The following is a 19,731-nucleotide window of genomic DNA, read 5'->3' as shown; positions in this document are numbered from 1 at the left end:
GCTTCTGCCCTGCGTCCGCAACTTCGGCGGGTATGCCGTCAGCTCGCCGGACGCTGCCCGTTTCCCGCCGCCCCCGGAAAAGGGGACTCAAGCAAGGGAACAGTTCCCTTGCTCCGGGCACCTTTCCCGCCGCCCCCGGAAAAGGTGTTGTGCGGGCTCAGGTGGCGCGGCGGCGGCTCGGGCCACCCATGGCAGCCCACACGGTCTGAGCACCCTTGTCGTCGTCGACGCCCCACTCGTGGGCGAGCGAGCGGATGATGCGCAGCCCTCGGCCGCTCGACACCCATACCGAAGCCGGGGCAGGCACCGGGACGCTGTCGCCGCCACCGTCGGTGACCTCGACCTCGACGACCTCGCCGCGCACCTTCCAGCGCACACGGAGGCAGCCGTCGGCGAGGGGCCGGGCGTGGCGGATGGCGTTGGTCATGAGTTCGGACACGACGATCTCGGACTCGTCGATGGTCTTCTCGGCGAGGTCGCGGGCGCGCAGGTCGGCCACGACGGCGTGACGGACGCGGGTGACCGTCGATGGCCCCCACGGTGCGCGGATCGTGCGGACCAGACCCTGGCCGATGGCGCCGCCGAACTCGTCGAGCTTGCCGTCGCCGGTCGACGACGACGCCGTCGACGAGCCGTCGGTCGAGTTGGTCTCCGCTGCAGTCACGTCCGGCACTCTAACCGAGCAGGGCCATCACGTCGCTGGGACGATCGCTGATCATGACGTCGACGCCGAGCTCGACACAGCGTTCGACGTCCTCGGGTTCGTTGACGGTCCAGACATAGACCTCGTGGCCGCGGCGCTGGTGAGCCCTCACGATCGCCGAGCTTCGCCGCACGATGCGCATGTCCAGTCCGACGATGTTGATTCCCGTCGGAAGCGAGCCGTCCCAGGAGAGTCGGGGAGCTGACTGCGCGACGAGGTGGACGAGAGGGACCTGCGGTGCGAGACCGCGCATCCGAACGAGCGCCATCAAGGAGAACGACATGACCCGCACGTGGGGCAGCTGGGGCAGGTCGCCCGTGGTCAGGCCGAACTCGCGCAGCGCCGTCACGAGCTGACGCTCCACGAGACCGCCATAGCGCGTCGGGTGCTTGGTCTCGATGAGGGTGAGGAGTTCTTGGCGCTGGCTGGTGAGAGAGTCCAGGAGCCGGTTCAGGGTGAGGATCCGGCCACGACCGGGGTCGCTGTCGGCCTGCTCGTTCGCGCTGCCGTCGTCGAGCTCCTTCCAGCTGGCCCAGTCGAGCCCCTCGAGGTGGGCCAGCTCCAGGGTGGAGATGACGCCCTTGCCGTTGCTCGTGCGGTTGGCGCGGCGGTCATGCACGCACACGAGGTGGTGATCGGCAGTGAGTCGCACGTCGCACTCGATGCCGTCGACGCCCAGGTCGAACGCCGTCGTGTAGGCAGCCAGGGTGTGTTCTGGCTGCATCGCGCTCGCACCCCGGTGGGCGATCACCCGCGGCCGTCCCCCGGTCTCGCGCTTCTCCCCCAGATACGGACCGGCCACGCGTCCATCGTGGCAGTACCACGCCCAGTGAGGGGAGCGACTCACAGAACCTCACGGCATACCGTTGAAGCATTGTGAGCCTGCCGCCCTTCCAGAACCTCGTCGACGCGCACTGGCGCGATGTCGGCCGGCTCGCCCACGCCCTCGCCGGCCCGAACCTCGGTGACGACGTCGCGCAGCAGGCGTGGACCCAGGCGCTCGCGGCCTATCCGCGGGTGACGTCGACGCGCAACCTGCGTGGCTGGCTGCTGACGATCACGCACCGGTGCGCGATGGACGCGCACCGAGCGGGTCGGCGGACGGTGGCGCACGAGGACCCGGCTGTGCTGGCTGCGGCGCCGGCCGTGGACGGGCCTTCGGCGCCGGATGACGGGTTGTGGACTCGGGTGGCCGCGCTGCCGTCGCGTCAGCGCGAGGCGGTGGTCCTCAAGTACGTCGCCGACCTCGACCATCGCGCCGTGGCTGCAGCACTCGGCACGACCCCTGCGATGAGCCGTCGTCTCGTGTCCGACGCTCTCGCAGCTCTTCGAGTGGATCTGGAGGATCTGCGATGAATTCTGTTCTGTTTGAGGACTTTTCGCCAAACGTCCGGCCGCCCGTGCTGCCGGAGACGGACATCTCGTATGCCGTCGAGGACACCGCTGTCGGTCGCCTCCTGTTGGCGATCCGCTCCGATGGTCGGCTGGTCACGTCGGCCTATGTCCGGACCGACGTCGACGAGGAGGTGTGGCTGCAGCGGCTGTCCGACGTCGTGTCGCCTCGGGTGCTGCGCCAGGCCAAGCCGCTCGACACCGCGCGACGTGAGCTCACGGCATACCTCGAAGGGAAGGTGACCGACTTCTCGGTGCCGGTGGACCTGACCCTGGCGAGCGAGTTCCAGCGGGCGGTGCTCGGTGGGCTGGCTGCCCGGGTGGGCTATGGGGCGTCGACGACCTATGGGGCTTTGGCCGAGGCGATCGATCGGCCGCGGGCATCGCGGGCCGTCGGGTCGGCGCTCGGCGCGAACCCGCTGTGCGTCTTCGTGCCATGTCACCGCGTGCTGCCTGCGGGCGGTTCCGTGGAGGGCAAGGTCCGCAACGTCGGCGGGTATGCCGGTGGGCCGGCTGCCAAGGAATACCTCCTCACGCTCGAGTCCAGCCACGCCGAACGTTGAGCGCTGGAGGGCTGGCACGCCTGCGTCGCCCTCACCGGCGAGGTGGAAGACCTAGGCTGGACAGACCATGTACACGATCAAGCGGGTCGCGGAACTGACCGGCATCGGCTTGCCGACCCTGCGGGCCTGGGAGCGCCGCTACGGGGTCGTGTCGCCGGCCCGGTCGGAGGGCCAATATCGCCTCTACTCCGACGCAGATGTCAGGGCGCTCGCCATCATGGCCTCGCTCGTGCAGGACGGTTGGACCGCCAGCGAAGCAGCCACTGAGACCCTGTCGCGCACCGCAGGGGATGGTGTCACCGCGCTCGGGGTCGCGCGTTCGTCAGGTGAGGTTGAGTCGCCGGAAGGGCTGGAGGACCTGCTCGCTGCCGCGCAGCGCCTCGACGGCCCCGGTGTGAGCGCCATCCTCGCTCGCTCGCTCGGGAGAGGCGACTTCGCAGAGATGGCCAGTAACTGGCTCATGCCGATCCTTGTGGGAGTGGGCAGGGCGTGGGCCGAGGGGCGACTCAGTGCCGCTGGCGAACACCTGGTCAGCCATGCCGTGCAACATCAGCTGGCGAGCCTGCACGAAGCAGCATCACGAACCACGACCGGGCCGGTGGTCGTGCTCGGCCTGCCACCGGGGGCTCGACACGAGCTCGGACTGCTCGCCTTCAGTGTCGCCGCGCGGCAGGCGGGTATCCCGACGGTCTATCTGGGTGCCGATCTGCCGTCCCGGGACTGGGAGGTGGCTGCCTCAGGCCGTCAACCGGGCGGCGCGGTGCTGTCGGTGCCCCGACCCGCCGACGTCGTCTCAGCGCAGGAGGTCATCGACCTGCTGACCCAAAAGGAGCCGCGAGTGGTGGTCGCCGTCGGTGGCCGCCACCAGGACGACGTCACGGGTGCTCTGCGCCTGGGCCACGACCTCGCGACAGGTGTTGCGCTGCTTCGGGACGGTCTGGTACGCAGTCGGCGCGGCACGACCGGTCACTGAGCGGGTCCAACTCTCACGCGCCGGTCACCGTTCGCAGCGTGTTCACCCACCGGTGACGCAGGGCCGGTAGGCATACCTCGACGCCATCTCTCGTCGACCCTGCCTCCAGTCCGGTCCCGCCCCACTTCAAGTCCCGGCCCCTCCGTCCCCTGACCCACAAGGACACGACATGCGCACCACCCAGCTCATCGGCGGTCTCGCCTCGGCCGTGCTGCTCGTCGCGGCACCTGCCGCAGGCGTCGTCACGAAGCAGAACAGCAATCAGTCCGCCACTGCGCCGACAGAGCGCGCTGGTGCAGGGACACAGAAGTCCGGAGCGGACGGCATACGCACCGTCACCCGGACCACAGCGCGAGACGAAGACGTCGTCGGAGCCCTCAAGAACATCACCCGCGGCACCGCGTGGAAGAAGACCGGCACCCTCGACCTGGCTTTCGAGACGTTCCACCCGCAGGGGCTCGAGGTGACCGAGGACCGGATCTACCTGTCGTCGGTGGAGATCCTCGAGCCGACCGTGCGCTACCCGAGCCCGATCGAGGGCTATGACCGCTCCCCCGGCAAGGGGATCGGGCATCTCTTCGTCCTCGACCGCCAGGGCAACCTGCTCAAGGACATCGTTCTGGGAGAAGGCAATTCGTACCACCCGGGCGGCATCGACGTCGACGACGAGAAGGTGTGGGTGCCCGTCGCGGAGTACCGCCCCAACAGCCACGCCATCATCTACAGCATCGACCGCGACAGCCTCGCGGTGACGAAGGAGTTCGAGGAGGACGACCACGTCGGCGGCATCGTCCACGACCGGGCGAGCAACAAGCTCGTGGGCAACACGTGGGGATCGCGACGCTTCTTCGAGTGGACGACGAAGGGGCGCGAAGTCGACCGCTGGCTCAACCCGGACCACATGCTCGACTACCAGGACTGCGAGTACGCCGGCGAAGGTCACGCGATCTGCTCGGGCGTGACCGGGCTGCCGGCGCAGCCCGGCGCGGTGACGGGTTATGAGCTCGGCGGACTCGCGCTGGTGTCGTTGAAGACGGGCCAGCTGGAGCACGAGGTGCCGGTGCAGCTGTGGTCGACCGCGGGGCACGTCATCACCCGCAACCCGGTCGACCTCGATGCTGTGGGGTCCCATGTGACCCTGTTTGCTGCACCTGACGACGGAGAAGAGATCGCCGGGACCCAGCTGTTCACCTACGAAGCGGACGTCACGCCTCTGAAGTGATGCCGTGCCCGCGAGATGACCTCTTCTTGATGAAACGACCACGTCTACGTGGTCGTCCGGCCAAGAAGTGGTCATCTCGCGTGGCGTCAGGACTCGGGGAGCTCGGGGCCGTCGATGTCGTAACCGCCGAGGAGCTTGGCCATCGCCAGGTGCGGCTTCGCCTCGTCGTGCCGGCTCTGTCGCTGCAAGGTCCGGCCGAGGAGCAGCAGGGCGTAGTGGTCATCGGGGTTGTCGACGAGCATCGGGCGCAGGACCTCCTCGGCGCGGGAGAGCTGGGCCGAGTGGTAGTACGACCGCGCGAGATAGAGGCGCAGCTCGGTCGTGCCGTGCAGTGGCGGTTCGAGCGCACTGCGGTCGACGAGCGCGGCGAACAGTGGCGCGGCAGCGGCATACTCTCCTGTCTCGAAGCGCTCACGCGCTGCCTCGTAGTCCGCCGCGAAGGAACTGTCGCTCATGCTGTCTCTCCTCGATGTCTGCTGCTAGGGCCGTCTAGGGCAAAATCTAGACACTGCTAGCCGGCCCGATCAACGGAACGCCGGCAGCCCGGTGAGGGCCTGTCCGATGACGAGCTGGTGGACCTCGGACGTGCCCTCATAGGTGAGGACCGACTCGAGGTTGTTGGCGTGCCGCATGGGTGAGTACTCGCCCGAGATCCCGTTGGCGCCCAGCAGCGTTCGGCACTCGCGGGCGATCTTGATGGCCTCGCGACACGAGTTGAGCTTGCCCAGCGACACCTGCTCGGGCCGCAGGGTCCCGGCGTCCTTGAGTGCCCCCAGGTGCAGGGCGAGCAGCATCCCCTTGCCGAGCTCGAGCGTCATGTCGGCGAGCTTGGTCTGGGTGATCTGGTAGCCACCGAGCTTCTTCTCGAACATGTCTCGGTCGAGCGTGTAGGCGATCGTCGTCTCGAGGGCATCGCGCGCCGCCCCGAGTGCGCCGAAGATGATCCCGAAGCGTGCCTCCGACAGACACGACAACGGCCCGGACAACCCACGCGCCTCGGGCAGCATCGCCGAAGCCGGCAGCCGCACGCCATCGAGCACGAGCTCGGACGTCACCGACGCACGCAGCGAGAGCTTCCCGGTGATCTCCGGCGCCGAGAACCCGGGCGTCGAGGTCGGCACGACAAACCCCCGGATCGTCTCGCCATCGCTCGCGTCCGTCCGCGCCCACACGACGGCCACGTCGGCGACGGACCCGTTGGTGATCCACATCTTGGAGCCGTCGAGAACCCAGTCCTCACCCTCACGTCGCGCCCGTGTGCGCATGCCGGCGGGGTTGGATCCGAAGTCCGGCTCGGTCAGCCCGAAACACCCGATCGCCTCACCCGCAGCCATTCGCGGGAGCCACTCCAACTTCTGCTCCTCGCTGCCGAACTGCCAGATCGCAAACATCGCGAGCGACCCCTGGACGGAGACGAGCGAGCGGACACCTGAGTCGACCGCTTCCAGCTCAGCACAAGCGAGTCCGTATGCCGTGGCGCTCGTCCCAGCGCAGCCGTAGCCCTCGAGGTGCATGCCGAGCAGACCCAACTCGCCGAGGCGGGGTGCGAGCTCACGCACCGGCACCGAGGCCGACTCGAACCAGCCGGGCACGTGCGGCCGCACCTCGGCGGCGAGGAACGAGCGCACCGTGTCGCGCATGTCGCGGTCGTCGGCGCCGATCAGCCCGTCGATGCCGAAGAGGTCGAGAGGGTGTTGCACGTCCGTGGCCATGCGATCCAACCTAGTCGGCTCGATCAAGCGCGGGCGGTCGACTCAGCTGGCCGCGTCGCGCACGAGGGCGGTGTCGACGAACTGCTCGAACCGGACGATGAGCCCGCCGCGGACGATGAAGTGATGAGCCACCCGCACGGCCAGATCCTTGCCGGTCGCCCGATGGCTGGCCGTGTAGCGAGCGAGGACGACGACGTTCTCACCGTCGACCACATAGGTGTCATCGTGCGCGGCCCAGCCGTCCCACTCAGCGCCGAGCTTCTCCATGACGTTGGTGGTCACACCTTCGGGGGTGCGATAGGTCCCGGCGAGCGGGAAGCCCGCCATCTCGGTCCACTCGACGTCCGGAGCCATCGTCGCGCGCAGAGCCGCCAGGTCGCCGGCCGCCGACGCGACGTACTGGCGGCGCACGACGTCGGCCGGGCTGGACTCGTGGTTCAGCCCCACGTCATCTCTCCCTTCGCGACCTTGGTTCCGAGGCCAGCGGCGACCTGCAAACCGGCATCCGGGTAGGCCGTGAGCAGTGACGCCTCGGCTTCTGCAGCGTCGGCCGAGGCCGCGATGGTCTTCTCGAAGGTCTGGAGGTAGTCGCGGGTGTGGGTGATGGCGGTGAGATCCGTCGGGGCGCCAGCGGTCCGGTGACCGGCGACGACATAGGTCGGGGCCAGCGCCTCCAGGTCGTCGAGCACGCGGATCCACTCGGACCGCAGCTCCGGGGTGGCGCTGTCGGCGGTCCACACGTGGAGGCCCTCGAACAGCAGCACGCCGCCGAACAGCGAACGTGAGGTCGGCTCGAACAGGTGCCACGACCGGTCGCCGAGCAGCTCGCTTCCCCGGCGCACCTCGATCTTGGTGCCGTCAACGGTGAGAGAGGTCGCGGTCAGCGGGGTCAGCTCGACGAGGCGTGTGGGCAGGTTCGGGCCGAGGTGGGCCCAGGCCTGGAGCTTGCCCTCGTAGCTGTGCGCGATGTGCTCGATGACGTCTGCGGGAGCGAGGAAGGTCGCCTCCGGGAAGGCGTCAGCAATGACTTCGGCGCCGAAGTAGAAGTCAGGGTCACCGGCCGTGACGACCACAATGGTGAGTTCCTTGCCCGAGTCGAGAACCTCGGCGACGATGCGGTGGCCGTCGGCGCGCGTGAAGGCCGCGTCGACCACCAGCGCCTCGGTCTCGCCGGTGACCAGGACGCTGGTCTTGTTGAGCGACGTGTCCGCCGTGTCGATGATGGTGAATTCGAGATTGGTCATACCGGTAACCGTAGGATCCCTCTTGTCGTGAGTCACGGTGTCCACGGGAAGAGCAATGGTAAAAATGGGACAGGCTGCGATCCGCCAGGTGCGCTTCATTCCGCCCGAGCCAAGCGTGGGCGACATCGAGGTGAACACCCTGCGCGGAATCCGTGAGCGCGGCGGACCGCATGAGTTCCTGATGACCCAACGCCTGGATTTCGACCTGCTCGTGCACATCGCGAGCGGCTCTGCCCGCCACGTCGTCGACTTCACGGACCATCCGCTGCAGCCCGGCGACGTCCTGTGGGTGCGAGCCGGCCAGGTCCACCACTGGGGCGCGATCGACGACATCGAAGGCACCGTCGCCCTCTTCGGAGCCCACACGGTGGATGAGCGCACGAGCGACCTCATCAGGTCGCACCCGGTCAGTGGACGAAGCCACTGGTCCGCTGCCGATCTGGCGGACACCCCCGTCACGCAAGCCCTCGCCCTGCTGGTCGCCACCGGTGCCGAACGACGTGATGCCGAACCAGGGGATGCCGGACGAGGCCAGGGCGGTCTCACCGGCCTTCGCCAAGCCGCCCTCGCCCACGCTCTCGCCGCACTCCTCATCCACCTCTCACGGGTCGGACCAGCGGACGACGTGCCCGCCCAAGGGCCGACCCACGAGGCCTACACGTGGTTCCGCGATCACGTCGAGGAGCACTTCCGGACCTGGCACAAGGTGAGTGACCATGCCGATCGTCTGGGCTACTCCACCCGCACCCTCAACCGTCTCGCCCGGCGGCACACCGGGCTTTCGGCCAAGGAGCTCATTGATGAGCGGGTGGCCTTGGAGGCGAAGCGGCAGCTCAGCCACGCCGCCGCGTCGGTGTCCGAGATTGCCGAGCAGCTCGGCTTCGATGACGCGTCGAACTTCTCGTCCTGGTTCCGTCGACAGGCCGGGATGACGCCGGGCGCCTTCCGCATCCAGAGCCGCAACCAGCTGGGTCCGATCGAACGTCCGGACACCGGGGCGCGAGCTTCGCCGACAAACTGACTTGGCCGGACGGCATACAGGCAGGACACTCGACTCTCGTGGCACATCTCGAGGTCAACCAGGTCGGGTTCACGCTCCCCGACGGGCGTCCCCTGCTCGACGGCGTCCAGTTCCGCGTCGGCGAGGGGCAGCGCGTCGCTCTCATCGGCCCCAACGGGACCGGCAAGACGACCCTGACCCGGATCATCTCGGGCGACCTCACCGCGCACGAGGGCGCCATCACCACGTCCGGGACGCTCGCGGTCATGAACCAGTTCGTGGGCAAGGTCCGCGATGACTCGACCGTGCGCGATCTGCTCATCACCGTTGCGCCAGAACGCATTCGCAAGGCCGCGCTGGCCGTGGACGCCGCCGAGCTGCGGATCATGGAAGTCGACGACGAGCCGTCGCAGATGGACTACGCGCAGGCGCTGGCGGACTGGGGCGATGCGGGTGGCTACGAGTTCGAGACGACGGTGTGGGACACGGTCACGACCCAGGCGTTGGGTATGCCGTTCGAGCAGGCTCAGTGGCGTGCCGTCACCTCCCTGTCGGGAGGCGAACAGAAGCGCGTGGTGCTTGAGGCGCTGCTGAGCGGACCGGCCGACCTGCTGCTCCTCGACGAGCCCGACAACTACCTCGACGTGCCGTCCAAGCGGTGGCTCGAGGACCGGCTCATCGCGTCGAACAAGACGGTCCTGTTCATCAGCCACGACCGCGAGCTGCTCTCGAGGGTCGCCACGGCCGTCGTCACCCTGGAGCCGGGCGTCAACGGGGCCAGCGCCTGGATTCACCCAGGCTCGTTCGCGACCTGGCACCAGGCTCGGGTCGACCGCAACGACCGCCTCGACGAGATGCGCCGACGCTGGGACGAGGAGCACACCAAGCTCAAGGCACTCGTCCTCATGTATCGAACGAAGGCGGCCTTCAACGACGGTCTCGCCTCGCGGCTCCACGCCGCCGAGACCCGGCTCGCGAAGTTCGTGAAGGCCGGCCCGCCCGAGAAGGTCGCCATTGCTCAGAACGTCACGATGCGCCTCAGGGGTGGGCGCACGGCGAAGCGCGCGGTCGTGTGCACCGGCGTCGAGCTTCTCGCCCCGGGCAGCTCGGACTCAGTGTCGGGTGACCTTGATTCCTTGATGAAGCCGTTCGACCTCGAGGTCTGGTTCGGCGAGCGCGTTGCCGTCCTCGGGTCCAACGGTTCGGGCAAGTCCCACTTCCTGCGGCTCCTGGCCGCGGGCGGGAGCGACCCCGACATCGAGCATCAACCAGTCAGCGATGTCACCGTGGAACCAGTGCGGCACAGCGGAACTGCGCGCCTCGGGTCCCGGGTGCGTCCCGGTTGGTTCGCCCAGACCCACGACTCGCCCCAACTGCGCGGGCGCACGCTGCTCGAGATCCTCCACCGGGGTGATGAGCATCGCACCGGGCGTGGGCGTGAGGAGGCGTCGCGCGTGCTCGACCGCTATGAGCTCGCGCATCAGGGCGAGCAGACCTTCGACACGCTCTCGGGCGGGCAGCAGGCGCGCTTCCAGATCCTCCTGCTCGAGCTGAGCGGGGCGACGCTGCTGCTCCTCGACGAGCCGACCGACAACCTCGACCTGCACTCGGCCGAGGCGCTGGAGCAGGCCCTCGCGGCCTTCGAGGGGACGGTACTGGCTGTGACCCACGACCGCTGGTTCGCGCGCAGCTTCGACCGGTTCCTTGTCTTCGGCAGCGATGGCCGCGTCGTCGAGACTCCGGGGCCGGTGTGGGACGAGGCCAGGGTCAGCCGCGCCCGCTGACCGTCACCGATCGCATGCGCTACCGCACCGTAAGTGGGGTGATCACCACACTTACGGTGCAGTAGGTGCTTCGCTGTCTGGTGCCTTCGAGGTCATGAGCGAGAACTCCTCGCCGTCGGGCCCCTTGACCGTCGCGATGCGACCGAACTCGAATTCGAGCGGGGCCTCCGGCGCGGCTCCACCCGCCTCGACCGCCCGTTGCCGCGCCACATCCACGTCGTCCACCTCGAATGTCACACACCACCGCGGTCCGAGAGCATCTCCGACCTGCCGGTCGCCCATGCCGCCCGCTGCCCACTCGCCACCTGGTGGCGTGAACGTCGCATATCTCACGCCACTCATCGACATGTCCTCATAGGTGAGCCCAAAAACACTGCCGTAGAACGCTTTTGACGTCTTGAGGTCACGCGTCGCCAGGTCGACCCAGCCGACGGCGCCGTGCTCATTGTGCGCTTCGTAGCCGGTGTGATCGCGCGACTCCCACGCCCCGAAGGCCGCCCCACCGGGGTCGACCCACATCGCCATCCGCCCGAAGGCTCCCACGTCCATGGGCTCGAACGTCTGCTGGGCGCCAGCTCCCGTCGCTGCCGCCGCGGTCGCGTCGACGTCATCGGTTGCGAAGTAGGTCGACCAGACGTTGGGCCAGTCCATCCCCTCCATCGAGGCTGACATCCCGGCGACCTTGCGACCGCCGAGGTGGGCGTTGGTGTAGCCGCCGTACTCCTCGGTGCTCTCTTCGAACTCCCAGCCGAGCACGGTGTTGTAGAACGCCTGGCTACGGGCCAGGTCGCTCACGGTGATGTCCACCCAGCAGGGCGTGCCCGCCGGCCACTTCTCCTCGTGAGTTGCCATGTCTTCGACGGTAGACCCGACCACCGATCGATACGCCAGATACGCGTATGCCGTGTGGCCCCGAAAGGTGGGCCACACGGCATACGTGCGTCTTGTGGTTCTCAGGCCGTCTTGAGGACGAGCCCGTAGGCGGTGAGGATCTCACCAATCGGCTGGAAGTAGGCAACGTTGGGCTGGCCGACCTTCTGACCGCACACGCCGTTGGCGCCGTAGCCAGCGCCGCCGCTCGTCACGCCCTGGGCGAGGTTGCCGGCCATCCACGAGCCGCCGGAGTCGCCACCTTCGGTGCAGGTGTTGGACTTCGTGAGACCGCCGACGGTGGAGTAGGTGCCGTCACCGTTGTTGTAGTTGACCGTGACGTTCTTGGCCTGCACCGAGCCGCAGGTCCAGGCCGTGGTGCGACCCGACTTGCAGATCGCGGTGCCGACCGTGGCATTGCTCGACCCCGTGACGGTCCGGGCGCTGCCGTTCCACATGTCGACCGCAGCGATCCCGGTCCAGCTCGACGAGAGGCTGGAGTAGGCGTAGTCGTTGCCGGGGAAGGACCAGCCGCGGGTCGTGCCGAGCGTCGTCCCGTTGCGGGTGAACGTCTGGTTGCCCTCGGCGCAGTGCCCGGCGGTGATGAAGACCGGCGCTCCGGCCTTGGTGGCGTTGAAGCCGAGCGAGCAGACGTAGCCACTGAACTCGATCTGCTGACCGCCATAGACGTTGGCCTGGGTGGTGACCTTGGCCTCCGTGCCCTCGACGCTGACCGACGGGTCGGTGATCATGGCGCGGGTCGCAGCCAGCCGGTCGGCGGGCACGGTCACGACGACCTTGTTGGTGACCGGGTCGACGTGGGACGAGATGACGTCCTTTCCGACGCGCGCCTTCGCGGCCTTCTCGGACGCGGCGAGCTCGGTCCTGTCAGCGGTGACGACCCTGGCGGACGCACCGGCCGCACGCACCTTCGACGCAGCGGCGGCGTCGGTGACGTTGACGTGGAGCACGCCGGTGGCCTGGTCGATCCACGTGCCGACGGCCTTGGCCCCGAGCGACTTCTCGAGGGCGGCGGCCTTGCGGCCCTGCCCGTCCTGCGCGGCCACCCGGTCACGCGCGGTCTCGAGGGTCAGACCCTTCTCCTTGGCGAGCCACTGGGCCGACATCTCGTCGACGGAGGCGCCGGAGTCGACGGCGAGCGGGCCGGTGCTGGGCTCCGGGCCGACTGAGCCCGAAGAAGCGGCGGTCGCGGGGGCGACACAGAGGGCGGTTGCTGCGGCGGCGGCCGAGATGGTGCCGGCCAGGACGGTGAGACTTCTGCGAGACATGCGTGGATCTCCTGTCGTGGATCACCGAGCGGTGTTTCCGCTGGCACTCTCGACGTTAGGAAGCCGCACCCAAGAAGGGGGTCAGAGGTGCGTTCCCATTGTCCCCACGCTTGGTCAAGGGCGGGTATGCATCGTCAAGGGCCGATATGCCGGCAGGCTGATGCTCCCTCAGGCAACGTTCAGGAAACATCGGCGCGCAAGGATGGCAGCCATGACTGCCGAGGTGACCCTGCGCGACGCCGCGCCCGCCGATGCCGCAGCATGCGCGGCCATCTATGCGCACTACGTCGAGCACACGACGGCGACGTTCGAGGAGATCGCTCCCAGCGTCGAGGAGATGATGGCTCGCATCGCCTCGGCACAGGAGCAGCACGCCTGGCTGGTGGCCGAGCGGGATGGTGCGATCGTGGGCTATGCCTACGGCGGCCCGTTCAAAGCCCGTGCGGCATACCGGTATTCGTGCGAAGTGAGTGTCTATCTCGACGTCACCGCACGCGGTGGTGGAGTGGGCAGGATCGTGTATGCCGCGCTGCTGGCTCGCATGGAATCGCTCGGGATGCGCATGGCCTGCGGAGGCGTGACCCTGCCCAACGACGCGAGCGCGGCCCTGCACCTGGCCATGGGGTTCGAATCGGTCGGGACCTATCGCCGCATTGGGTGGAAGCACGGTGAATGGCGCGACGTGGCGTGGTTCCAGAAGCCGCTGGGCGGGGACGGCCCACCCCGCGACTGACGCCCGTCAGTGCCCGAGCAGGTCCTGATAGTCCTCGTGCTTGGCGATCCATCCCTTGATGAAGGGGCAGAGCGGCAGCACCCTGAGTCCACCGGTGGCACGCACGTCATCGAGGGCGCCCCGAGCCAGGGCCGAACCGATGCCCTTGCCCTCGAAGGCGGGATCCACCTCGGTGTGCGTGAAGGCGATCCGCCCGTCCTCGAGCCGATAGGCGGCGAAGCCCGCGAGTTCGCCCCCCAGATGCGCCTCATAGCGCAGCAGGTCGGGGTGGTTGCACACGACGACGTTCTCAGCGTTGTCAGCCATGCTGTTCATCATGACCCAGGTTCAGGTGTTGAGCCCGCGGGAGGTCCCGCTCGGCGGGCCGCGGTCGATGACGGTCCGGCGCACCCTCCCCCACCGCGAGCGGTCGTTCATCGGGGCGTGGTGCTTCGTCGACCACTATGGGCCGGACGACGTGGCCTCCAGCGGCGGCATGGACGTGCCGCCGCATCCGCACACCGGACTGCAGACCGTGAGCTGGCTCTTCGAGGGCGAGGTCGAGCACCGCGACACCGGCGGCGTGCACGCCATGGTCCGCCCGGGCGAGGTCAACCTCATGACGAGCGGTCGCGGCATCGCCCACTCCGAGGTGTCGACGCCTTCGACGACGTCCCTGCACGGTGTCCAGCTCTGGGTCGTCCTGCCCGAGGCCGACCGTGACCTCGGACGCGAATTCCAGCACCACGCAGCGCCGCTCGTGCCGTTGGGTGACGGCGTCGAGGGCCGTGTCTTCATCGGTTCGCTTGCCGGCCACTCGTCGCCGATCACCACTCGAACGCCGCTGCTCGGGGTGGAGGTGACCCTCGCGCAAGGTGCGACGTGGACGGTCCCGGTGGACACGGCATACGAGCATGGTCTGTTGATCGACACGGGTGGGGTGACACTCAACGGAACTGCGCTGCAGCGAGGCGACCTCGGCATCATCGAGGCCGGGCTGTCCGCGCTCACCGTCGTCGCCCTCGAGCCCACGCGGGCGGTGCTGCTCGGTGGGACGCCCTACGACGAGGCGATCGTCATGTGGTGGAACTTCATCGGTCGCGACCACGACGAGATCGTCGCCTTCCGTGATGAGTGGCAGGCGCGCTCGGAGCGCTTCGGCGAGGTCGACGGGTATGCCGGCCGGCTGACCTGGCTGCCCGCGCCCGAGCTCCCGGGTGGTCGCCTTCGCAGCCGCACGCGTCACGGACGCGAGGACTGACGCCACGGCCCCAGCTGCCACCATCATTTGACGATGGGAATCATTCCCATCTAGGGTCTGCCGCGAATCCCACCCGCGAAAGGCCCCTTCATGAACACGCCCTCACGTCGCCGCGTCGTCTCGCTCACCGCGACGCTCACGGCCGCTCTCGTCACGACCGCCTGCGGTGGTGGGGGCGCCAGCGATCGCGCCCGAACCATCGCGCGGGTCGTGGGACCGTTCGAGATCCACAGCCTCGAGCCCACCGCCAGCAACGGCCTCTTCACCCGGCTCGAGGTGGCCGACACAGTCGTGAGCAGCGACGTCGAAGGCACCTTGGCACCGGGGCTGGCGACCACATGGCAGCCCTCTGCGGACAAGCTGACATGGACCTTCGACCTCGTCGACGGAGCCCGCTTCCACGACGGCACCCCGGTCGACGCACCCGCCGTCGCAGCCTCGCTCACGAAGACCGCGGCCGACGCGGCCAGCCCACTCGCCGGGGCTCCGATCGCGAAGATCGCCGCCGTCGGCGAGACCCTGAACATCAGCCTCAGCACGCCCGATCCGACCCTGCCCGCGCTCCTGACCCACTACAGCGCGGGCATCCTCGCCCCCTCGTCCTACGACGGAGCCGGCCGCGTCACGAAGGTCGTCGGGTCCGGCCCGTTCGAGGTCACCGAGCTCGAGCTGCCGTCCTCGATCACGACCCGACGCTTCACCGGCTACCGCGGAGACCAGCCCACGATCGAGGGCGTCGAGTTCTCGGTCGTCGGGCGCGCCGAGACCCGCGCCGTGATGGCGGCGAGCGGCCAGGCCGACGTCGTCTTCGGTCTCGAACCCGCCGGTCGCCAGCGGGTCGACGCCGCCGACGGTGTCTCGATGGCCTCCGCGCTTCAGCCGCGCACCGTCCTGCTGAAGGTCAACGGTGCCCACCCTGCCCTCAAGGACGTCCGCGTCCGACGGGCACTGTCGCTCATGCTCGATCGCGACCGCATTGCCGAGGCCGTCCTGCGCGAGAAGGACCTTGCCGCAACCCAGATCTTCCCGCCCGCGCTCGCCACGTGGAACCAGCCCGACCTGGAGCCACTCACTCACGATGTCGACCGCGCACGAGATCTGCTCACCGAGGCTGGCTACCGCCCCAGCGCCGACGGCAAAACCCTCGAGCGGGACGGCAAGCCCCTGCGCCTCACCCTGACGACCTATCCCGACCGGCCCGAGCTGCCCCCGTTGGCCACGGCGATCCAGGAAGCGGCCCGTGCCATCGGCATCACCATCGACGTCGCGGTCGGCAACTCCAGCGAGATTCCCGCCAAGCACGCCGACGGCACGCTGGAACTCGCCCTGCTCACCAAGCACTTCGCACTCGTCTCCGACCCCTTTGTCTCCATCGCGGAAACCTTCGCTGCGGGCGGCGCCGAATGGGGTGTCATGAACTGGCAGGACCCTGCACTCACCACGTCCCTGGCGACCGTGGCTCAGCAGCCCACCGGCCCCGCCGCTGACGCCGCTCGCCACGAGGTCGCCAGCGTCATCCAGGAGCAGCTCCCCGTCGTGCCCGTCGCGTGGTATCGACTCAACGCCGCTGTCTCCGACCGGCTCGGCGGCTTCGTCATAGACCCGATCGAGCACAGCTGGCGCCTCAGCGAGACGACGTGGGTCCCGTGACGACACCGTCCGTCCCCCGCACCGTCCGCATCCTCACCGCCCGCCTCGCCCAGGCCTGCGGGGTGGCGCTCATGGTCTCGGTGGTCTGCTTCCTCGTCGTCCAGCAACTGCCCGGCGATGCGGCCTATCGGATTGCCGCCGGACGCTACGGGGCGGACCTCGTTGACTCTGCCGCCGCGCAGGGAGTGCGCCAGGAGCTCGGACTCGACCGGCCGGTGTGGCAGCAGCTGGGTGACTGGTGTGCCGACCTGTTCACCCTCGACCTCGGTCGTTCCCTCGTCACGACGCGCACCGTTGTCGATGAGCTCGGACCGGCCCTGCTCGCCACCCTCCAACTCGCTGCCGCCGCCCTGCTCGGCGCAGTTCTCATCGGCGCTGCCCTGGGCACCGAGGCCGCGCGCCGCCCGGGCGGCATCGTCGACCGGATGTGCGCCGCCTGGGTCGCAGCATCACGCGCCCTCCCGCCGTTCCTCCTCGGAATCGGCCTCATGGTCGTGCTGTCCGGACGCGCCGGCTGGATGTCCTCAGCCGGGGGTGACGGGCTTGCCGCCCTGGTCCTGCCCGCCCTCACTCTCGCGATCTGCCTCTCCGGTCTCTTCGCCAGGATCATTCGCGACGCGGTCATCGAGGTGCACCAATCGGCCTACGTCCAGTTCGCTCGGACCAAGGGGCTGCCAGAGCGGGTGGTGATCATCCGGCACACCATCCGCAACGCCCTCGTCGCGGTCGTCCCCTACGTCGGCGTCCAGGCGGTCGTCCTCATCGAGGGAGTCGTCGTCGTCGAGAGCCTCTTCTCGTGGGACGGACTGGGCCACGCCCTCGTCCACGCGGTCTTCTGGCGCGACGTGCCGGTGCTGCAGGGCGCCTCGCTGGTCCTCGCCCTGCTCATTGTCGCCATCAACACTGGAGTCGACCTCGCCGTCGCCGCCCTCGACCCCCGCCCCCGTCACGCAGGAGTGACCGCATGACGCAATTGACCGCCCCACCCCAGGTGTCACGTCCCCACCCGGCCCATCCGGCTGGCCGTCCCCGCCTGGCCCGCCTCGCCCACCTTGCCCGCCCCGCCCGTCCTGCCCGTTTCGTCGCCGGTGTCGTTCTCGGACTCTTGGTCACGTTCGCGGTCGTGGGCCCGATCGTCTGGCCCGAGGCGGCCACCCAGGACCTCGATCGATATCTGCAGGCCCCGACGTGGAGCAAGCCCTGGGGGCGCGACGACTTCGGTCGCGACGTCACTGCCCGACTTGCACATGCCACGCGCCTCTCACTGGTCCTCTCGGCCCTCTGCGTCGCGACCGCCCTCCTCATCGGGGGCACCACCGGCGTCCTCGCGGCATGGGCCGGGGGCTGGTGCGACACGCTGCTGCGTGGAGTCGCTGAGACCGCGTCAGCCCTGCCTGCGCTGCTCATCGTGCTGCTGGTCTCGGCGCTCGCAGCGCCCGGTGCGCTGTGGCCGCTCTATCTCGGGATCGCCGTTGCCGCGTCGATCGAGTACTTCCGTGTGGTGCGCTCGCGCGCTTCCCGAGTCCTTGCCACCGACGCCGTCGAGGCCGCTCGCCTGCTCGACCTCGGTCGATGGCACGTCGTGCGACGCCACCTCTGGCCGGACCTGCGCCCCACCCTCGTGACGCTCGCATCGCTCGGGATGGTCACCTCGATCCTCGCGATGTCGACCCTCGGCTTCGTCAAGGTCGGCGTGCAACCGCCACGCACCGAACTCGGGCTGATGCTCGCCGAGGCCCTGCCCTTCTTTGACGTCGCACCGTGGATGGCCCTTGCGCCCGTGACCGTTCTGTTCGCCCTGACGCTGAGCCTGTGGGGCCTGCGATCCGAGGAGGTGGTGTCACGATGACCGCGACCCTTGTGGCCACAAGTCTCGAACTCGACTCCGTCGAGGTGCGCTCCGGTGGGCGGGTGCTCGTCTCCGTGCCCCAGCTGCGCGCCGTGCCGGGTCGACCACTCACGATCATCGGCGAGAGCGGTGCGGGCAAATCCCTGCTGGCCCACGCAGCCATGGGCACCCTCGACCCGGGCTTGACTGCGACGGGCACGATGCGTCTCGGTGGGTCGACGTTCGACCTCTCGAGCCGCACCTCGCGCCGCGGCCTGTGGGGACACTCGCTCGCCCTGCTGCCGCAGGAACCCTCGCTCGCACTCGACCCGACGATGCGGGTCCTGCCCCAGGTCGCGGAGGGCGCTCCCCTCGCCGACCGTCACGTCGCACGGACGTCGGCAGCCGCATTGCTGGGCTCACTCGGACTCACGGACGTCGGTCAGCACTGGCCCCACACCCTGTCCGGGGGCATGGCTCAGCGGGTGAGCTATGCAGCGGCGACGATCCCCGAGCCGGGAGTGTTGCTCGTGGACGAGCCCTCCAAGGGTCTCGACGCCCGATCTCTGGACCTGCTCGCGGAGCTCCTGCTCCGGCACTCCCGGGCCGGTGGGGTCCTCGTGACCATCACCCACGACCTCGAGCTCGCTCGCCGTCTCGGTGGTGACGTCGCGGTGATGAAGGACGCCAAAGTGATCGAGACCGGGGCGATCGACGACGTCCTTGGTCGCCCTGCCCACGAGCACACACGCCGGCTCGTCGGCGCGGACCCCGCCCTCTGGCCCGCTCGCGCCGGCGGACCCCAGGCAGTCGAGGCGCCACCCTCCTCCGGGGTGACCGCGCTCATCAGCCTCGAGCAGGTCGGTGTGGTGTTGGGGGGTCGTCCCGTCCTCAGCGGGGTCGACCTCAGCGTCGGCCAGGGTGAGCGCTGGGCTCTCGTCGGGCCCAGCGGGGCCGGCAAGACGACGCTGGGCAACGTGCTCGCCGGGGTCCAACCCGTCGACGTGGGACGAGTGGTGCGGCACGCGAGTCTGCGTCCCGGACAGGTCGCCAAGCTCTATCAGGACCCCCAGGCGTCCTTCCCCGCCAAGGTCCCACTGGTCGCTGGCCTTCGTGACGTCGCACGCCGCTTCGGCGCCGACTGGACGCGGGTCACCGGCCTGCTCGACGAGGTCGGTGTGCCTGCGGACCTTCTCGACCGACGACCCGGGCAGGTCTCGGGGGGCGAGTTGCAGCGGATCGCGATAGTCCGCTCGATGCTCCCGTCACCTCGCCTCGTCATCGCCGACGAGGCGACCTCACGGTTGGACCTGCTGACGCAGCAGACCACCGTGCGTGCCCTGCTCACCGAGATCGATGCCTCGGGCAGCGCCCTGGTCCTCGTGACGCACGACCGCGCCCTCGCTCGGGCCTGCACCGATCACGTCCTCGACCTCACCCCGCGCGCGATCCTCGGCGGCCGTGACCAACGAACGAGGCCCTCGGAGCGGTTCACCGAGGTCGCTGGTTGGCCTTCGCCATGACAACC

Annotated in this window: 21 protein-coding genes; 12 read left to right on the top strand and 9 right to left on the bottom strand. The window is 69.0% G+C overall.

All coding sequences use genetic code 11. The annotated features are described in order from the left end of the window. Positions 1-157: 157 nt before the first annotated feature. Together V6K52_RS01175 and V6K52_RS01170 are read right to left on the bottom strand one after the other, a co-directional pair. Entirely contained in the window at positions 158-664 is a 507-nt protein-coding gene (locus V6K52_RS01175; RefSeq protein WP_353952081.1) for an ATP-binding protein, read from the bottom strand. A gap of 10 nt (positions 665-674) precedes the next feature. Then, positions 675-1,505 carry a glycerophosphodiester phosphodiesterase family protein gene (locus V6K52_RS01170; RefSeq protein ID WP_353952080.1) on the bottom strand — a complete coding sequence of 277 codons (831 nt, stop codon included), beginning with the start codon at positions 1,503-1,505 and terminating at the stop codon, positions 675-677. Between the two features lie 74 nt (positions 1,506-1,579). On the opposite strand from V6K52_RS01170, the gene V6K52_RS01165 reads away from it, so the two are divergent. From V6K52_RS01165 to V6K52_RS01150, 4 genes are all read left to right on the top strand, one after another. Next, positions 1,580-2,059, top strand: coding sequence for a sigma-70 family RNA polymerase sigma factor (locus V6K52_RS01165; protein ID WP_353952079.1), 480 nt, complete (start codon positions 1,580-1,582; stop codon positions 2,057-2,059). Further along, a complete protein-coding gene (locus tag V6K52_RS01160) occupies positions 2,056-2,658 on the top strand; it encodes a methylated-DNA--[protein]-cysteine S-methyltransferase (RefSeq protein WP_353952078.1) in 603 nt (200 codons plus the stop codon). Before V6K52_RS01165 ends, V6K52_RS01160 begins: the two co-directional genes overlap by 4 nt. A gap of 67 nt (positions 2,659-2,725) precedes the next feature. Next, positions 2,726-3,631 carry a MerR family transcriptional regulator gene (locus V6K52_RS01155; RefSeq protein ID WP_353952077.1) on the top strand — a complete coding sequence of 302 codons (906 nt, stop codon included), beginning with the start codon at positions 2,726-2,728 and terminating at the stop codon, positions 3,629-3,631. 169 nt (positions 3,632-3,800) lie between these two features. After that, positions 3,801-4,853: a DUF6454 family protein gene (locus V6K52_RS01150; RefSeq protein WP_353952076.1), complete on the top strand. Its 1,053-nt coding sequence runs from the start codon at positions 3,801-3,803 to the stop codon at positions 4,851-4,853. Positions 4,854-4,939: 86 nt separating this feature from the next. Here V6K52_RS01150 and V6K52_RS01145 read toward each other — a convergent pair whose 3' ends face one another. From V6K52_RS01145 to V6K52_RS01130, 4 genes are all read right to left on the bottom strand, one after another. After that, positions 4,940-5,308, bottom strand: coding sequence for a tetratricopeptide repeat protein (locus V6K52_RS01145; RefSeq protein ID WP_353952075.1), 369 nt, complete (start codon positions 5,306-5,308; stop codon positions 4,940-4,942). A 69-nt stretch (positions 5,309-5,377) separates the two neighbouring features. Further along, the gene (locus V6K52_RS01140; RefSeq protein ID WP_353952074.1) at positions 5,378-6,565 is read right to left on the bottom strand and encodes an acyl-CoA dehydrogenase family protein; all 1,188 of its coding nucleotides are present in this window, start codon (positions 6,563-6,565) and stop codon (positions 5,378-5,380) included. Positions 6,566-6,607: 42 nt separating this feature from the next. Then, positions 6,608-7,012, bottom strand: a complete 405-nt coding sequence (locus tag V6K52_RS01135) for a nuclear transport factor 2 family protein (protein WP_353952073.1) — start codon at positions 7,010-7,012, stop codon at positions 6,608-6,610. Beyond that, a complete protein-coding gene (locus V6K52_RS01130) occupies positions 7,003-7,809 on the bottom strand; it encodes an MBL fold metallo-hydrolase (protein WP_353952072.1) in 807 nt (268 codons plus the stop codon). Before V6K52_RS01130 ends, V6K52_RS01135 begins: the two co-directional genes overlap by 10 nt. A 64-nt stretch (positions 7,810-7,873) precedes the next feature. Between V6K52_RS01130 and V6K52_RS01125 the strand changes: the two genes are divergently transcribed. Together V6K52_RS01125 and V6K52_RS01120 are read left to right on the top strand one after the other, a co-directional pair. After that, positions 7,874-8,830 carry an AraC family transcriptional regulator gene (locus V6K52_RS01125; protein WP_353952071.1) on the top strand — a complete coding sequence of 319 codons (957 nt, stop codon included), beginning with the start codon at positions 7,874-7,876 and terminating at the stop codon, positions 8,828-8,830. A gap of 38 nt (positions 8,831-8,868) precedes the next feature. Beyond that, positions 8,869-10,593, top strand: a complete 1,725-nt coding sequence (locus V6K52_RS01120) for an ATP-binding cassette domain-containing protein (RefSeq protein ID WP_353952070.1) — start codon at positions 8,869-8,871, stop codon at positions 10,591-10,593. A gap of 51 nt (positions 10,594-10,644) precedes the next feature. On the opposite strand, the gene V6K52_RS01115 is transcribed toward V6K52_RS01120, so the two are convergent. Together V6K52_RS01115 and V6K52_RS01110 are read right to left on the bottom strand one after the other, a co-directional pair. Further along, positions 10,645-11,445: a VOC family protein gene (locus tag V6K52_RS01115; RefSeq protein ID WP_353952069.1), complete on the bottom strand. Its 801-nt coding sequence runs from the start codon at positions 11,443-11,445 to the stop codon at positions 10,645-10,647. A gap of 101 nt (positions 11,446-11,546) precedes the next feature. Next, positions 11,547-12,752, bottom strand: coding sequence for a S1 family peptidase (locus V6K52_RS01110; RefSeq protein ID WP_353952068.1), 1,206 nt, complete (start codon positions 12,750-12,752; stop codon positions 11,547-11,549). Positions 12,753-12,963: 211 nt separating this feature from the next. Between V6K52_RS01110 and V6K52_RS01105 the strand changes: the two genes are divergently transcribed. Further along, the gene (locus V6K52_RS01105) at positions 12,964-13,485 is read left to right on the top strand and encodes an N-acetyltransferase family protein (protein WP_353952067.1); all 522 of its coding nucleotides are present in this window, start codon (positions 12,964-12,966) and stop codon (positions 13,483-13,485) included. Between the two features lie 6 nt (positions 13,486-13,491). Here the strand turns inward: V6K52_RS01105 and V6K52_RS01100 are convergent, their stop codons facing one another. Next, on the bottom strand, positions 13,492-13,791 hold the full coding sequence (locus tag V6K52_RS01100; protein WP_353952066.1) for a GNAT family N-acetyltransferase: 300 nt from the start codon (positions 13,789-13,791) through the stop codon (positions 13,492-13,494). A 10-nt stretch (positions 13,792-13,801) separates the two neighbouring features. On the opposite strand from V6K52_RS01100, the gene V6K52_RS01095 reads away from it, so the two are divergent. From V6K52_RS01095 to V6K52_RS01075, 5 genes are all read left to right on the top strand, one after another. After that, positions 13,802-14,725, top strand: a complete 924-nt coding sequence (locus V6K52_RS01095; protein WP_353952065.1) for a pirin family protein — start codon at positions 13,802-13,804, stop codon at positions 14,723-14,725. Between the two features lie 90 nt (positions 14,726-14,815). Further along, entirely contained in the window at positions 14,816-16,375 is a 1,560-nt protein-coding gene (locus V6K52_RS01090; protein WP_353952064.1) for an ABC transporter substrate-binding protein, read from the top strand. Next, on the top strand, positions 16,372-17,343 hold the full coding sequence (locus tag V6K52_RS01085) for an ABC transporter permease (protein ID WP_353952063.1): 972 nt from the start codon (positions 16,372-16,374) through the stop codon (positions 17,341-17,343). Before V6K52_RS01090 ends, V6K52_RS01085 begins: the two co-directional genes overlap by 4 nt. Next, a complete protein-coding gene (locus V6K52_RS01080; RefSeq protein WP_353952062.1) occupies positions 17,340-18,224 on the top strand; it encodes an ABC transporter permease in 885 nt (294 codons plus the stop codon). The genes V6K52_RS01085 and V6K52_RS01080 overlap by 4 nt, the downstream gene beginning before the upstream one ends. Next, positions 18,221-19,726, top strand: coding sequence for an ATP-binding cassette domain-containing protein (locus tag V6K52_RS01075; RefSeq protein WP_353952061.1), 1,506 nt, complete (start codon positions 18,221-18,223; stop codon positions 19,724-19,726). Before V6K52_RS01080 ends, V6K52_RS01075 begins: the two co-directional genes overlap by 4 nt. The last annotated feature ends 5 nt before the right edge of the window (positions 19,727-19,731 follow it).

It is taken from the genome of Knoellia sp. S7-12, from assembly GCF_040518285.1.
Classification (GTDB): Bacteria; Actinomycetota; Actinomycetes; order Actinomycetales; family Dermatophilaceae; genus Knoellia.
This window is presented reverse-complemented; position numbering and strand designations above follow the sequence as displayed.

Coding starts and splice junctions, on each gene's coding strand:
- V6K52_RS01160 (WP_353952078.1), top strand. CDS start 2,056: ATGAATTCTGTTCTGTTTGAGGACTTTTCGCCAAACGTCCGGCCGCCC.
- V6K52_RS01155 (WP_353952077.1), top strand. CDS start 2,726: ATGTACACGATCAAGCGGGTCGCGGAACTGACCGGCATCGGCTTGCCG.
- V6K52_RS01150 (WP_353952076.1), top strand. CDS start 3,801: ATGCGCACCACCCAGCTCATCGGCGGTCTCGCCTCGGCCGTGCTGCTC.
- V6K52_RS01145 (WP_353952075.1), bottom strand. CDS start 5,308: ATGAGCGACAGTTCCTTCGCGGCGGACTACGAGGCAGCGCGTGAGCGC.
- V6K52_RS01140 (WP_353952074.1), bottom strand. CDS start 6,565: ATGGCCACGGACGTGCAACACCCTCTCGACCTCTTCGGCATCGACGGG.
- V6K52_RS01130 (WP_353952072.1), bottom strand. CDS start 7,809: ATGACCAATCTCGAATTCACCATCATCGACACGGCGGACACGTCGCTC.
- V6K52_RS01125 (WP_353952071.1), top strand. CDS start 7,874: ATGGGACAGGCTGCGATCCGCCAGGTGCGCTTCATTCCGCCCGAGCCA.
- V6K52_RS01115 (WP_353952069.1), bottom strand. CDS start 11,445: ATGGCAACTCACGAGGAGAAGTGGCCGGCGGGCACGCCCTGCTGGGTG.
- V6K52_RS01110 (WP_353952068.1), bottom strand. CDS start 12,752: ATGTCTCGCAGAAGTCTCACCGTCCTGGCCGGCACCATCTCGGCCGCC.
- V6K52_RS01105 (WP_353952067.1), top strand. CDS start 12,964: ATGACTGCCGAGGTGACCCTGCGCGACGCCGCGCCCGCCGATGCCGCA.
- V6K52_RS01100 (WP_353952066.1), bottom strand. CDS start 13,791: ATGGCTGACAACGCTGAGAACGTCGTCGTGTGCAACCACCCCGACCTG.
- V6K52_RS01095 (WP_353952065.1), top strand. CDS start 13,802: ATGACCCAGGTTCAGGTGTTGAGCCCGCGGGAGGTCCCGCTCGGCGGG.
- V6K52_RS01090 (WP_353952064.1), top strand. CDS start 14,816: ATGAACACGCCCTCACGTCGCCGCGTCGTCTCGCTCACCGCGACGCTC.
- V6K52_RS01080 (WP_353952062.1), top strand. CDS start 17,340: ATGACGCAATTGACCGCCCCACCCCAGGTGTCACGTCCCCACCCGGCC.
- V6K52_RS01075 (WP_353952061.1), top strand. CDS start 18,221: ATGACCGCGACCCTTGTGGCCACAAGTCTCGAACTCGACTCCGTCGAG.